This is a genomic window from Thalassospira xiamenensis M-5 = DSM 17429 (genome assembly GCF_000300235.2).
GTDB classification, from domain to species: Bacteria; Pseudomonadota; Alphaproteobacteria; order Rhodospirillales; family Thalassospiraceae; genus Thalassospira; species Thalassospira xiamenensis.
The window spans coordinates 64,093-78,510 of sequence record NZ_CP004389.1 but is presented as its reverse complement, the minus strand read 5'-3'; the positions used below and the strand labels follow the sequence as shown (position 1 = coordinate 78,510).

Here is a 14,418-nt window from a genome sequence, read left to right as displayed (position 1 = left end):
CACTCTTTGACAATAGTGATCTCTTTTCCGAAATCAGCCCTGGAAGATCATTTTGTCGAAACTATCGTTCCGGCATTTTTGGACATCGTAAGTGCAAGGTCTTCGATCATGTCTTCCTGACCGCCGACCATGCCGCGACGCCCGAGTTCCAGCAACAAATCACGCGCAGGTATGCCGTAGCGCTTTTCAGCCCGTTCTGCAAACAGCAGGAACGAGGAATAAACACCGGCATAACCGAGGACGAGTGACCCGCGATCCACCCGAATCATGCGATCCATCATCGGTACTACAAGGTCTTCGGCGGCGTCCATTATCTTGAATAAATCGACGCCGGTCTCGACCCCCATGCGTTCAAACACGGCCACGAGAAGTTCGGTTGCCGCATTTCCTGCACCAGCCCCAAGCCCGGCAATGGCGCCATCAATACGGTTCGCACCAGCAGCCACTGCGGCAACAGAGTTGGCAATGCCCATCCCAAGATTGTGGTGACCATGGAAACCAAGCTCGGTTTCCGGCTGAAGGGCTGCACGGATCGCGGAAATGCGGTCCGTGACATCTTGCGGCAGCATATGACCGGCAGAATCCGTACAATAAATGCAGTTCGCACCATACCCTTCCATCAACAAGGCCTGTTCAACCAGTTTTTCCGGACTGGCACGATGTGACATCATCAGGAAGCCAACTGTATCGAGCCCGGTTTTAGCCGCAAAGGTAATGTGCTGTTCAGCGCAATCGGCCTCCGTGCAATGGGTGGCAATACGCACACCGGCGATCCCGCAATCCATTGCCCGCTTGAGCATGTCGATTGTTCCAATACCAGGCAACAAAAGTGCCGAGACCTTGGAATTTTTAAGATGCGGGATGACTGCCGAGAGATATTCCTCGTCCGTTGCGGCCGAGAAACCATAGTTCACCGATGCTCCGCCCAGACCATCCCCATGCGTAATTTCGATCCACGGCATACCGGCTTCGTCGGCGGCCTTGGCAACCTCGATCATCTGACTGACCGAAATCTGATGACGTTTGGCATGCATACCGTCCCGCAGGCTCATTTCGTGAAGGGTGATTTTACGTCCCTCGATATTCATCTGTCTCTCCTCAGCCACGTGCTGGTAACGTGAAGGCGCCGCAATCGGCCTGTTCAGCAAAAAGTTCGGCAGTGCGAAGTGCGGCCGCCGTCATGATGTCCAAATTGCCGGCATATTTCGGCAAGAAGTCACCGAGCCCTTCGACCTCGAGATAGATCGATACCCGGTTGCCGTCGAAGATCGGCCCGTTCACCAGTTTGTAACCCGGGACATATTTCTGAACTTCGGCCACCATTGCATTGACACTGGCAATAATTGCAGCCTGATCCGGTTCATTTTTAGTCAGCACATGCACAGTATCGCGCATCAGAAGCGGGGGTTCCGCCGGATTGACGATTATGATCGCCTTGCCACGTTTGGCACCACCGACTTTCTCGATCGCGGCCGCCGTCGTACTGGTGAATTCGTCAATATTTTTGCGTGTGCCCGGCCCTACGGAACGCGACGAAACCGCAGCAACGATTTCGCCATATTCGACCGGTTGCACACGTGAAACGGCCGCAACAATCGGGATGGTGGCCTGGCCGCCGCAGGTAACCATATTGACGTTCATTTCGTTGCTTTTGGCATGATCGGCAAGGTTAACTGACGGAATACAGAACGGGCCAATCGCCGCTGGCGTCAGATCAATCATTATCACGCCAAGCTCGTTCAACTTGCGGGAGTTTTCTGCATGAACATAGGCAGACGTCGCATCGAAGGCGACCCGAATATCATCGGAGATCACATGTTCAAGAACCCCGTCAATACCGGTTGCGCAGGTTTTGATGCCCATCTCGGCAGCTCGGTTGAGCCCCTCGGAGGCCGGATCAATGCCGACCATCCAGACGGGTTCAACCCAATCGGATCGTTTCATTTTCATTAGAAGGTCGGTGCCGATATTGCCCGGTCCTATGATCACCGCCCGCAATTTCCTAGTCATTTTGTATATCCTTTAACATCGAGTTACATGCCAACGACGGCAGGCAGAGCCAGTGTGAGAGCCGGTACATAGGTGACGATCATCAGCACTATAATCATGAGCAATGTCGGTATGATTGCCCCCTTGATCACGGTTTCCAGGGACAGGTCCGAGACACGTGCGGCGACGAACAGGTTCACGCCGACCGGCGGCGTAACCATGCCAATCGCGAGGTTGATGATCATCATGATGCCGAAATGCCCGGGACTGACACCCAGCGCTGTAACCAGCGGCAACAAAATCGGGGTCAGAATGATAATGGCGGCAATCGTTTCCATGAAGGTGCCAACAATCAGCAAGATCACGTTGATCGCCAGCAGTAAAAGCCATGTTTGATCCACGATCGACGTGATGGCATGGGCCAGCATGACGGGCACGCCTTCAATCGCCAGTGCGCGGCCAAAAATGGTGGCGGTTCCAACAATGAGCATGATTGTTGCCGACGTCAGTGCCGAACCGGCGAAGATCCGGTAGAGTTTTTTAAGGTTGAGTTCCCGATAAACAAAGACCCCCACAAACAATCCGTAAATGACCCCCACTGCGGCCGCCTCGGTCGGGGTAAAAACACCGCCGTAGATGCCGCCCAGAATGATCACTGGCACCATCAATGCCCATTTGGCGTCGTTGATGGTCGCAAGCACTTCCTTGCGCGAGGGATGATAATCGCTCGGGGTTTGTCCATCTGCCCGTGATTTCCACCATGCGTACGTGATCAGTGTCAGGCCGATCAGCAATCCGGGAAGAACACCCCCCATGAACAGCCTTGAGACTGACACGTTGGCAGAGGTCGCATAAATTACCATCGGGATAGAGGGGGGAATGATAACGCCAAGTGACCCGGAAGACGCGATAAGCCCGGCCGAGAAGCCTTTTTTATAGCCGTCTCTTGCCATGGCAGGCAGCAAGATGGTGCCGACAGCAGCCACCGTTGCCGGACCAGAACCGGAAATGGCGGCAAAGAAAATGCATGTCACAACGGCAATAATTGCCATACCGCCCGTATAACGGCCAAACAAAAGGCGTGCGACATTGATCAGGCGCTGAGACAATCCCCCTTGCCCCATCAGATCGCCCGCCAGAATAAAGAACGGGACGGCCATCAGAGGAAAACTGTCAATTGATGTAACAAGCACCTGAGGCACATAACTGCCGGAGACCTTGCCAGAGACAAGCAGCGCCACCGTTGAAGCAACACCTAGCGATACTGCAATCGGAACCGAGATAAAAAGAAGAACCGCCAGCAGGCCAAACAGAATGAGAGAAATCATTTCATCTCTCTTTCAGTGCCGTCGCGTAGCTCGCAGATGAATGATTGCGCCAGACGAACCAGTACCATTGAAAACCCGGTAAAAGGTGCGAGATAGATATAAGCCATGGGCATGCCGAGCGAGGCGGATTTTTGACCAAAGCGAAAGGTTTTCTCGATCAGGAACCAGCCCTGATACATCGCGTAACATGCAAAACCGGCAAAAATGGCATGGGTCAGCAGGCGCAAATATACCTGCCCTTTTGGCGGCAACAGGTGGGCAAACATGGTCACACGAATATGAGCATTTTTGCGGATAGCATAAGCGACGCCGCTATAGGTCATCCAGATGAAGAAATATCGTGCCAGTTCTTCAGACCAGGACAGAGATGCCCCCATCACATAACGCATGAAAATCTGAACACCGATGAGGATTGTCATCAGGGCCATAAGGACCACTGTGAATGCCTCTTCAAAATGCTCATCAATAAGTTTAAGCATGAATCCCTCCCTTGCCAGCCGATCAATGATCAGGGTGACTTCTGTGGATCAATCCTGCATCTGGCAGTTTCGGTACAGGGACTGGAAAAAGGATGGGGCGTCCGATACTGACGCCCCGCTTTTGTCAGGTGATTATTTTTTGGTTGCGGAAAGCAGACGATTGACGAGATCTGCACCGGCTTTTTCTTTGACCAGATCGGCAATCGGAGCAGCCTTCTGAACGAACAGAGACAGTTCTTCGGGCGTCAGTGTTGTGAACTTCACGTTCGTCATCGCGGCTTCAGCTTTGTCGTCCGCTTCCTGGGCCAGTTTGCGCTGGTAGGCTGTTGCGTCTTTGACTGCGGCATCAAAGATTACACGGTCTTTTGCACTTAAAGTGGCCAGCTTGTCCGGGCTTGCCAGAAGCGGCCACGGCGAATAGATGTGATTGGTCTTGGTGATGAATTTCTGAACTTCATTGAACTTCATGTCATAGAAAAGGTTGATCGGCCCTTCCTGTGCATCGAAGATTCCCTGTTGAAGGGCGGTGAACAGTTCGTTGAATGCCAGCGGTGCCGGATTGGCACCCTCCTCACGCCAGGTCGCAATATTGACCTCGTTTTCCATGGTGCGCATCTTCATGCCCGCCAGGTCATCCGGGGTCCGGATTTCTTTTTTCGAGTTGGTCAACTGGCGAAAACCGTTTTCCCAATATGCCAGACCGACAATACCCTTGTCTTTGAGCGAATTCATGATTTCGGTGCCGATTTCACCGTCAAGCACCGCATAAGCCTGTTTCCGATTGGTGAACAGGAAGGGAATGTCAAAGGCAAAGAATTCGGGGGCAAAAGAGGCGACGGGAGCCGAGGATGCGAAGGTCAGGTCGATATTACCTAATTGGACGTTCTCGATTGCCTCGCGCTCACCGCCGAGCTGAGAATTGGGATAAATTTCTAAACCGATTCGACCATCTGTTTTTTCGCGCAGTTCCTTGTCAAGGAACTCAAATGCCTTCTGACCGGTCGATGTCGGGGCAGAAGAATGTGCCGCCCGGAAAAGAATTTCAGGCTCAGCCTGTGCCTGGGATGCGAAAAACGCACCGGAGATCAGAACGGAAAGAGTAGTTGCGCGTATAATCTGCGCCGTTTTCTTGAACGACATCGTCGTCCTCCCTTTTTATCCGAACACCCTAGTTTGGTGTCCTGTGTTTCCTGATTTGTTTTTTTGGATATTGAGCAGAGGTCTCCGCCTCTGTATTTTTCGATCTGTTGGATTTAGTGAAAATGCATTTATTTGTCAAATAATAAAATCTATTTTCAATATGTGAAAAATAAGTTACCCGTTATGGCTCGTCCAAGTCCCGGAGATCCCCCATGCCAGCCAGATTTTTGCCCAAAGATTTTTACCATGCGCTAGAGGAAGCTGTCGGATCCGCCAATTTCAGACATGCAGATAACATTCCCCAATCAGCCTTGGGTGATTGGAGTACCGAACGTGGCGGAACGCCTTGTGCACTGGTCACTCCGCGCGACACCGCCGCGGTATCCGCAGTTCTGAGATTGTGCCATCAGCACCACGTTCCTGTTGTGCCCCAAGGCGGACTTTCAGGACTTGCTGGCGGGGCGGTTCCTTCGGAAGGTTCGGTGTTGCTGTCTTTGGCCCGAATGGACCAGATTGAGGAAATTGACACATCTTCGAGCCTGATGGTCGTGGAGGCGGGCTGCATCTTGCAGCGCATTCAGGACGCGGCACAGAATGCAGGATATTATTTTGCACTTGATCTTGGTGCGCGCGGCTCCTGTCAGATTGGCGGCAATATCTCGACCAATGCCGGGGGCAACCGTGTCATTCGATACGGCATGACGCGTGATCTTGTTCTTGGGCTGGAGGTTGTCTTTGCCGACGGCACAATTCTGCCAATGATGAACCGTATGCCCAAAAATAATGCGGCACTGGATCTCAAGCATTTGTTCATCGGATCGGAAGGAACGCTGGGCGTTATCACGCGCGCTGTGCTCAAGCTGCATCCAGGTGTTTGTGGTGCCAATACAGCATTGGTTGCGCTGCCAGAGTTTGACTCAGTTACCCGCCTTATCAGCCACGCCCAGTTCATGTTGTCGGGCCGCCTCACAGCGTTTGAACTGATGTGGAATGATTATTATCAGGCCGTTATTGATGGAACCGGTCAGAAGCCGCCACTGGCGACAGATTATCCACTTTATGCCCTTATCGACATGCAGGGGGCTGATCCGGATGGTGAAAGATCAGCGTTTGAAGCCATGCTGGAAACAGCCTTTGAAACCAGCATTATTTCCGATGCGACAATTGCCCAGTCTCACCGTGAGATTGAAACCTTCTGGTCGCTACGCGACGGTGTTTCCGAAATTCTGTCCCTGCGCGCCCCTGTCATCAGCTTTGACGTTTCTGTACCGCGCTCGCGCATCGGCGATTGTGTTGATGAAATTCGTGCGGCTTTGACACAGGCTTTCCCCAAATTACCGACGGTCTTTTTTGGCCATGCGGGGGATAGTAATATTCATCTGGTCGCCGGCCCCATCGACCAATTTGATCCAACAGGCAAGAACATCGAGAGGGCGGTCTATGAGATTATCCGCACCTATGGCGGCTCGGTGTCGGCAGAACATGGCATCGGTTTACACAAAAAACCGTGGCTTTCTTACAGTCGCTCGGAAACCGAGCTTGCAACTCTGAGACTGCTAAAACGGAGTTTTGACCCAAAGGAAATTCTAAACCCGGGGAAAGTTCTTTCATAAAAACGAGCCCTTGCGATTTGCGTGTCCCTAAAAGCTGCGACGGAGCCGCGGCAGCTTTTAGGGCAAATTCTAATTTGCTGTTCCCTATGCCCCAAGCTCGTGCGAAATCGATTTCGCAATCCGCTTGACCAGCGGGATCAGCTCTTGCATGCGTGCCGGTGACATATATTCGTGGGTCGATGAAACCGAAACTGCAGCAATAATTTTCCCGGTCGCATCGCGCAAGGGTGCGGCAACACAGCGAATGGATGGTTCATCTTCGCCAAGGTCATAGCTATAACCCTCTGCCCGGTATGACGCCATCAATGCCAGCCATTCTTTCTGTGACATCCGGTCTGGCAACAGGTGACCATCCTGCTCATAGAGCTGTTTTAAAACCAGCTCTGGTTCATCAAACAGCAAGGCCTTTCCGACCCCCGTTGAAATAACAGGTTTGCGACCACCCACCCGTGAACTGATCTCTACCGGCCGCGCACCAGGCAGTTTATCAAGATAGGTAACTTCCCATCCTTCGCGGCGCGCGAGATGGACCGTATCATGCGTTAGATCTGACAGTTCCTCCAACCATGGCCGGACCACCTGCACAAGATCGACCCGCGAATAGGCCGCAAAGCCAAGTTCAATCAACCGCGGGCCAAGTGTGAACCCGTGCGACCTTTCGGGCTTGAGGTAGCGTTGTTCTTGTAATACAGCAACAATGCGATGCACCGTGCCATATGTCAGCCCTGTAACTGAAGAAATTTCTTGAATATTGCGAGGGCGTTCAGCCACGGCGTCAATAATTTGGAACCCCCGCACAAGCGTTTGACTTCTGGGAGCCTGCAGTTCGTGCTCGTCTTTCAACGGTTTAGTTTTTTCTACCATGTCCTCAATATCCCAACGACGAATCAAATTTTTTATCAATAATCTAAACAAACATCCAGAGATCATAGGAAACAATTTTCTCAGCTGCTTATTGTTAGCATTACAGTTGCGATTTTTGTTTGAGGTGAGCTCGTTGGGCTGCGGCCTGATGGGCACGTCGCCAACATGACCATGCGATGATGTCTGCGGGTTCGATCCGATGTTGGGCAAGCTTGTTGGCGATCCGGCGGACCTCTTGAATTGACCATCGGATCAGATCCCGATGGTCCGCATCCTCGATCTTTTTGGGGGCGTCACGTCATTGGTGCGGTATCGGATCACCGCCATCATGGCGAAGGCCAGCCATGCCACGAGCGGCTCTCATTATGATCGAGGCCAAGCTCGTTTTTGGTCGTTTCGAAGCTGTCTTCGATCGCCCGGCGGCGGCCCTCGACGGAGACAAGAGCCTGTATTTCCGTGCCCGCCGGGCACCAGGTCGTAAAGTAGGCCAGATCACCGTCGCTGATGTTACGGCGGATCAGGAGGCCCCGGGTCCACACGCCTGATTTTGTCTCGTCATATTCATCGGCTTCGAGATCGGCGAGCTCGCAGTAGGCCCAGTCATGAAGGCGGGCACCCTTTGTGCCCTCGCCAGCGGAAAGGCGTTTCCATGCGCCTGGATCAAGGCCCTGTGCAATCTCTTCCGCCTTGCCTGCCCAAGAGCCAAAGTAATGGTCCGATTTCACGCCGAGAACGTAGCCTTTGCAGGCCCGGCGCAGAGCCTGCTCAACGTCACCAACCCCATATACCGCGTTCGCTGCGACCCACGAGAAAGGGACGTCGGCCGCCAGCGTCCGCTGTATAATTTGAACTGCCAAGGCTGGCTTGGTGGCGAAATTTACAAATTCAGGAACATGGGTTGCGGTAAGTCGTGCCGGATCACTCGTCCAGCTCTTCGGCAGATACAAGGCATGATCGATAAACGCGTGGCCGCGAGCCGAATACCGCCAGCGTCAATATCCCCGCGAAATCGGATTCCAACTAAGGGACATCATGATGGTTTCAACTGACAACGAGGAGAGCTTGCCAGAAGAGACCCTCCCTTCGTGCTGCAAGGTAAATGTTCTGGGCTGGGAGAGCGATAACAAGGAAGAAGCAACAGCCTTCGCTAACGCTGTCCTAGCCTGGATAAAGCAGCGTAATATTACGAAAGATACAGTTGCTCCGGTCGTTCGATCCGCGCTGACGATCGGTAATTCAAACTAAGGGAACACCGCAAGATGACTTGGAATTCAGAGCCAGAAGACATGCCGGATTCCACTCTTGAGCGGGCTATAATGCTTCAAAACATGATGATTTCCCTGGCTGAAAACGGCGGTTTTGACCAAGCTGCATATCATCAACTTCGCGCAGAATTCATGGATGGTGAAACACGCGATCTTCTTCCATCCTTCATTCGAACAAGTAGGGATCAGGGTCAACTATGGGGCCATTTAAAACAAATTGCCACCGGTACAGGGGCTTGGGCGGCGCGTCGAAAACATATCTATGACGGTTTCCAACCACTTCTAGAACATCTTGAGGGCTGTAACGGTGCCCCGGCGGATACGACTATTTCTGAGATACTGTCGTCCTTTGATCCCGACGGAGTTCACAGAGCATGGGAGAAGGCTCTAGCTAGACGTTATGAAGATCCTGATGGCGCGATTACCGCAGCGCGAACATTGTTGGAGACCGTCTGCAAATGCATTTTGGACGAAGCCGAGGATACTTATGGGGATGATGATCTTCCCAAATTATATAACAAGACAGCCAAGATATTGAACCTTTCCCCCTCCCAGCATACCGAGCAGCCTTTTAAGGCAATCCTTGGTGGGTGCCATACTGTAGTACAAAATCTTGGAACCCTTCGTAACAAGATTGGGGATGCCCATGGGCAAGGTCGCAAACCGGTTAGATCAGCTCCGCGTCATGCTGCGCTTGCGGTAAATCTAGCGGGGGCAATGGCGACTTTTTTGGTTGAGTGCTGGCAGGGCGCAGAAGATCGAAGAGATTAACCTGTTGCAAAAATGCGCGTTAAGAACATTCCAATTAAGGGAAGATAGATATGCTTGCAGGCGAAAAGACAGAATACCTTGCGGGGCTGACAATATGGGGAGATGCGTGGGACCTAAGAACAGCTTGCAATGTAATTCATGAAATCGGCGGAGATGACGATTTTCTTGTCTCACTTGCATATGATCTTCGGCACGCCCACCAGGGCGATCGAATGCAAGATCAAGCAATCCTGTTCGATGATAACAAGGTTATTTATGGAGAACAGGTTCTCTGGCCAGCGTTTGCTTTACAAGTTGCATGCCTCCGCCGTGAAGCCGGTTTCATGCGCACTACAGCTCAACAACAGTCGATGCTCTATAATTTGGAATTCGTTCTAGAAACGACCCTTTTGCAGGCCTTTCCCGATAAGTGGAAAAAAATCCTCAGTGTTGCGGCAGAGATTGCGCATTATCCTGACAACATAGCCAAGAACATAGATACCAGATTGACCTATTTCGCCTCTCTAAATGACGCAGCCGATCGAGACGAATGCATTATTTGGCTGATTAGAAGTCTCCATCCAGACTATAGCGAATCAGAGAGTTGGCCGACGCGGGATAGTGAACCAGGATGGATTCCGCCCGAAGTCTTTCAGTCATTGCAATCTCATTCCATTCATATTGATATCAAATGGTAACGCTCAGCAATTCCAATTAAGGGACACGAAATGAAGAGAATGCTCACTGGTGCAGCTATCGGTCTGATCGTCGGCGCTTTCCTCGGATCGATGACGGGGGTGGCCGCAATGGGAACCGCAGTAAATGGAATGTGGGTGTTTGGTCTTATCGGCGCATTCATAGGCGGCCTTGTCGCTTTTAAGCGCACCAAACCTATTTCCAAATAAGGGAACGCTTAGGAACAAATTGCAGGTCGGAGAAAATGACCACAATACATCCAGGTTATCGAGTTTTTGTTTTAGGTGCTGGTTTTTCGCGCCTAGCGGGCTTGCCGCTCGCTAATGAACTGTACAAAAAAGTGCGGCAAAATATTGAATTTCATCATGGACTTGATACAAAATTTCACCGAGATATTTCCAATTATATTGAATACGAAAGAGCATGTGGGCGGGTCATGTTCGAACAAGACGTAGACCTTGAAAGGTTCATGTCATTTCTGGATATAGAGCATTTTCTGAGACTCAGGGGGAGTGATACATGGAGCAGTGAGGGTAATGAAACTCAGCTAATGATAAGACGGTCAATTGGCGAAGTCATTCATCAGCATACACCTATTATATCTTCACTTCCCGATGAATACTTTAAGTTTGCAGAGAATATATCTGTAACTGATACTTTTATAACGCTTAATTATGACACTATTCTGGAGCAGTTACTCGATTATACTGGAAAGCCATACAGGTTATTTCCCGATCGATATAAAGAAGTTCATGCAACCGGTTGTGTGGTCGATTCAGATGTCAAAGAAGTCGTAATCATGAAACTCCATGGTTCTATCGACTGGTTTCACGATAAAGCATTCTTAGATTCGCAGGAGTATCTGGCATCTTTGGGAATGCAGCCGTCAAACAGACATACCGTTTTTGGAAATCCCGGCCGATTTAAAGTGGAGCCTTTAGTTGAAGGTATAAGACCTGAGAAAGATCCGCTTGCGCATATTCATCGCATCCGGGACGTTGACGGGTTTTATGGGCAACCCAATCGACTAGACGCTCCGTTTATCCTGTCTCCATCACATGTCAAATTTGTCTATGCAGAGCCACTACTCGATTTATGGTATGGGCTAGGCCAACTTGGGGGATATGAAAGAGGAATCTCTGTCATTGGCTTTTCTCTACCTGAACATGATGAATACATCAGGGTTCTTTTGTATCAAATCATATCAAATTATCAGCAATCATGGTGGGAAGATAAGCTTTTTGACGTGCTGAAAGACGACATTAAGTTCGTTGACTTTAGAGCATCAGAAGAAAGTATCATCCAGTTCCGAAAGAATTTTTCGTTTGTAGATGAGTCCAGAGCGCAATTCTTTTACCAAGGATTTAACGAGCAGGCTGTCGACTTTCTATTTAATCCGAAACTCCCGAGATGATTTTGAAACTTGGCTCCAACGCTAGCCAAACGGCATTGATTTTGAACTATGAATTGCGCTTCCTCTTTAAAAACTCTTTTTTAGCGACCAAGGCGAGGTTGAGTTGGGATTGTCGCTGAGTTTCGGCCATTTTAGCATAATCTAGCCACATTAGAATTGTGGGGAAGTTCGGCCCTATCTCAGATTGCCGGAAGGCCAATTCCAAATAAGGGACATCCATGAAGCGTAGGATAATCCTTGCATGTGTGATGGTCACATTGACAGCCTCAGTAGGCATGAGCGTGGTGAACGCACTCAGCAGTGACAAGTACGACCTGCCGGACCAATACCGTGTGTCGTTCGATCGACGATTTATTCTGCAAGCATCTCCAGAAAAAACGTTGGCAGTCCTATTTGAAGAATGGGGTGGGAAAGCAGGAATTCCTACCTGTTCGACCGGCGACCAGATTTGGACGGTTGCAACCACACGCAACTTCTCTGGTGACGCACAAGAGATTTTAACCTCCCTCGTCGCCTCCGTGAGTGCCCCAGGGAAGTTTATTGTGAAATGGCATCATGACAATAACTGCATGTCACTAAGCCACAATTCTAAATAAGGGACATCATGGATGAACACGCAATCAAAGACAAAAGAGCATAGTCTTGCGCATCAACTGGCAACGACCGTGCTGTGGGCGAGTCCGATGATCGCGGCTACGGCAATGGTGATGGTGATGCTGTTTGCGTATCTCCCCGAATGGGCCGGACAGGCCTCATGGGCGCTGTTCGGAATAGTGGTTGTTAAATTGATCTATCAAAAGCACCACTGGCAACAAACCCTAGTTCTATTAATGCTTCCGGTTATGCCGGCAGGGCTTGTCATATACGCGTTTGATATTCCATCCATCATGGAGATGTTCAAGTCTCAGGTGGGAAGCTGGTTGTTTGCTGTCTACTACCTTCTTATGACAGCTTGCGTTGCATATGACGCATGGGAAAAATACCATTCCAAATATGGGACAGAGAAATGCACGAAATTCTAAGCAGAATTGAACCCACCATCGACGAATGGCTCATCTTATTACCCGTATTCATCGTGTGTTTTGTGATCGTTGGCTTCTGCCTGTCATTGTTGAAAGCTTCGTTAGACAGTTTCTTCAAAAAACACGCAGGGCAGCGCAGCAAGAGCAATTCCAAATAAGGGACGCGAACCATCCAGATAACACCATTCTCAACTATGGCCGTCACTGGTCTTCTCCTTTTTTGGGACTCTTGACGGCTCGCATGGTGAGATAATGGGGCTATCGGTCCCGATGAGCTTGCAGCACAGTCCAAATGGACTATATTGTAGGGCAAATGCGGAGGGTTAGATGGTTAAGACAGAAGAACAGAAGCACGGTTCTGCGGGGGCTGTGCACCTTCAGATTCCGGGAAAACACTTGCAAGGCAGAAAAATTACACCGTTGGTTCAGCGGCTTTACGAAAGGCACCTGAAGCTGGAGGAAAATTTTAGGCACCTTTCCTCCGGGCCGGTGATTGTAAGTGAGTTAGGTGGCAACTCGGACGAAGGCTTGTTTGGAGAAATCAAGCCAATCGGACTGTCAGGCCTACTTGCCGTCCCTTTGTCCAATGAAATGCAGAAGGCGAGTTCCACTGTCAGCGAACAGCAGGCGTTAGTGGGCCTCAAGGCGGTCAACCGCATTTGTGAACAATGGGGCCTCTCGATCGAGGAAAGCGCAAACCTAGTGGATATGTCTCTCAGTACGTGGAAGAGGGCTAGAAAGCCGAACTTTTCTGGAAAGCTTAGCAAAGATCAGGTTCTCCGATTGAGTGCTATCGTTGGCATCTACAAAGCGTTGAATCTCTACTTTGATGACAAGATTGCGCATAGCTGGATTAAATTGCCGAATGTAGGCCCACTGTGCCGCGGCGCCAGGCCAATAGATGTTTTGATCGAAGGTGGGCTACCTGCGCTTTTGCGCGTTCGACAATATCTTGATGCATTGCGGGGGGGATCATGATCCTCACGGAGCTTAAGGATCGTGGCCTAGTCCGTCTGATATCCGCGACTTACCACAAGCCACCCGTTCTTTCAGGATTAGTTGATAACGACGAAGAGATGGCTCTACTGACTGATCTCGAAGGGCAGACCAGTGCGCGCTTAGAGGCAGAAAAGGGTAACGACCCCAGTTGGGACCCTTTGATGCTCGCATGGCGGAAACGGCAACAAGATATCAGTGCTTATGGCAATAGTCATATCAATGCCGCCTTCACATATACACGGACTGGCGGAAATCGGTTTAACGGCGAACAACGCGGTGCTTGGTATTCTGCTTGGGATACTCAGGTATCCATCGCAGAGGTCGCGTTCCATCGCACCCGCGAGCTTTCCTATATAGGCAAATATGAGGACAAAGCGCGATATGTAGAGATCATTTCAGATTGTATCGGCGAGTTCGCCGACATTCGAGATGAACCAGATCACCCGTGCTTACATGCTGATCCTGCAGTGGGCTATCCAAAGGGTCAGGCGCTATCCGAGGCGCTGATAGCTGATGAGCATATCGGCCTCATCTACCCCTCTGTGCGCGCCCCGGAGGGAGATTGCCTGGTAGTATTTGATCCTACGACTGTTCGTAATGTTCGACCGGGCGCCTCATGGGATCTCGTTTGGGATGGATCGCCGCATTATAGTGCCAAATGTGTTTAGCGACGCACATTGTGAATCTGAAGCGGACAGGTAAACAATTCCAAATAAGGGACAATTGTGATGATACGCAGACTTGCAATGGCCTGTTTACTCTTCAGCTCAATTACAAGCACAGCGTCCGCAGATGATGTCTTTGTAACAGAGGAATTTAAGACAGGTTCCCGCGTGTCAATGGTCTACATATGCGGTGT

Annotated in this window: 16 protein-coding genes and 1 pseudogene; 10 read left to right on the top strand and 7 right to left on the bottom strand. The window is 50.6% G+C overall.

What is annotated here, in order from left to right; translation table 11 throughout:
* Positions 1-47: 47 nt before the first annotated feature.
* The 5 genes from dmpG to TH3_RS21570 form a co-directional block, all read right to left on the bottom strand.
* A complete protein-coding gene (dmpG, locus tag TH3_RS21590) occupies positions 48-1,088 on the bottom strand; it encodes a 4-hydroxy-2-oxovalerate aldolase (RefSeq protein WP_007092487.1) in 1,041 nt (346 codons plus the stop codon).
* Between the two features lie 10 nt (positions 1,089-1,098).
* A complete protein-coding gene (locus TH3_RS21585) occupies positions 1,099-2,010 on the bottom strand; it encodes an acetaldehyde dehydrogenase (acetylating) (RefSeq protein ID WP_040109951.1) in 912 nt (303 codons plus the stop codon).
* A 23-nt stretch (positions 2,011-2,033) separates the two neighbouring features.
* Complete coding sequence (locus tag TH3_RS21580; RefSeq protein WP_007092485.1) at positions 2,034-3,317, bottom strand: TRAP transporter large permease; 1,284 nt, start codon at positions 3,315-3,317, stop codon at positions 2,034-2,036.
* Positions 3,314-3,796: a TRAP transporter small permease gene (locus TH3_RS21575; RefSeq protein ID WP_007092484.1), complete on the bottom strand. Its 483-nt coding sequence runs from the start codon at positions 3,794-3,796 to the stop codon at positions 3,314-3,316. Before TH3_RS21575 ends, TH3_RS21580 begins: the two co-directional genes overlap by 4 nt.
* Before the next feature lie 132 nt (positions 3,797-3,928).
* Complete coding sequence (locus tag TH3_RS21570; protein WP_007092483.1) at positions 3,929-4,936, bottom strand: TRAP transporter substrate-binding protein; 1,008 nt, start codon at positions 4,934-4,936, stop codon at positions 3,929-3,931.
* 212 nt (positions 4,937-5,148) lie between these two features.
* On the opposite strand from TH3_RS21570, the gene TH3_RS21565 reads away from it, so the two are divergent.
* Positions 5,149-6,549, top strand: coding sequence for an FAD-binding oxidoreductase (locus TH3_RS21565; RefSeq protein WP_052268446.1), 1,401 nt, complete (start codon positions 5,149-5,151; stop codon positions 6,547-6,549).
* 84 nt (positions 6,550-6,633) lie between these two features.
* On the opposite strand, the gene TH3_RS21560 is transcribed toward TH3_RS21565, so the two are convergent.
* Entirely contained in the window at positions 6,634-7,623 is a 990-nt protein-coding gene (locus TH3_RS21560; protein ID WP_217694443.1) for an IclR family transcriptional regulator, read from the bottom strand.
* 42 nt (positions 7,624-7,665) lie between these two features.
* A pseudogene (locus TH3_RS21555) lies at positions 7,666-8,393 on the bottom strand (IS701 family transposase); the annotation flags it as partial.
* Positions 8,394-8,445: 52 nt separating this feature from the next.
* On the opposite strand from TH3_RS21555, the gene TH3_RS21550 reads away from it, so the two are divergent.
* From TH3_RS21550 to TH3_RS21510, 9 genes are all read left to right on the top strand, one after another.
* Entirely contained in the window at positions 8,446-8,658 is a 213-nt protein-coding gene (locus tag TH3_RS21550; protein ID WP_040109950.1) for a hypothetical protein, read from the top strand.
* Between the two features lie 14 nt (positions 8,659-8,672).
* The gene (locus TH3_RS21545; protein ID WP_007092478.1) at positions 8,673-9,449 is read left to right on the top strand and encodes an abortive infection family protein; all 777 of its coding nucleotides are present in this window, start codon (positions 8,673-8,675) and stop codon (positions 9,447-9,449) included.
* 50 nt (positions 9,450-9,499) lie between these two features.
* On the top strand, positions 9,500-10,126 hold the full coding sequence (locus TH3_RS21540) for a DUF6904 family protein (protein ID WP_007092477.1): 627 nt from the start codon (positions 9,500-9,502) through the stop codon (positions 10,124-10,126).
* A 30-nt stretch (positions 10,127-10,156) separates the two neighbouring features.
* Positions 10,157-10,333, top strand: a complete 177-nt coding sequence (locus TH3_RS23145) for a hypothetical protein (RefSeq protein ID WP_167710611.1) — start codon at positions 10,157-10,159, stop codon at positions 10,331-10,333.
* 35 nt (positions 10,334-10,368) lie between these two features.
* Positions 10,369-11,538 carry an SIR2 family protein gene (locus TH3_RS21535; protein ID WP_007092476.1) on the top strand — a complete coding sequence of 390 codons (1,170 nt, stop codon included), beginning with the start codon at positions 10,369-10,371 and terminating at the stop codon, positions 11,536-11,538.
* 218 nt (positions 11,539-11,756) lie between these two features.
* Positions 11,757-12,134, top strand: coding sequence for a hypothetical protein (locus tag TH3_RS21525; protein ID WP_007092475.1), 378 nt, complete (start codon positions 11,757-11,759; stop codon positions 12,132-12,134).
* 12 nt (positions 12,135-12,146) lie between these two features.
* A complete protein-coding gene (locus TH3_RS21520) occupies positions 12,147-12,560 on the top strand; it encodes a hypothetical protein (RefSeq protein ID WP_007092474.1) in 414 nt (137 codons plus the stop codon).
* Between the two features lie 591 nt (positions 12,561-13,151).
* The gene (locus TH3_RS21515) at positions 13,152-13,538 is read left to right on the top strand and encodes an MbcA/ParS/Xre antitoxin family protein (RefSeq protein ID WP_040110019.1); all 387 of its coding nucleotides are present in this window, start codon (positions 13,152-13,154) and stop codon (positions 13,536-13,538) included.
* Positions 13,535-14,227 carry an RES family NAD+ phosphorylase gene (locus TH3_RS21510; RefSeq protein WP_040109942.1) on the top strand — a complete coding sequence of 231 codons (693 nt, stop codon included), beginning with the start codon at positions 13,535-13,537 and terminating at the stop codon, positions 14,225-14,227. The genes TH3_RS21515 and TH3_RS21510 overlap by 4 nt, the downstream gene beginning before the upstream one ends.
* The last annotated feature ends 191 nt before the right edge of the window (positions 14,228-14,418 follow it).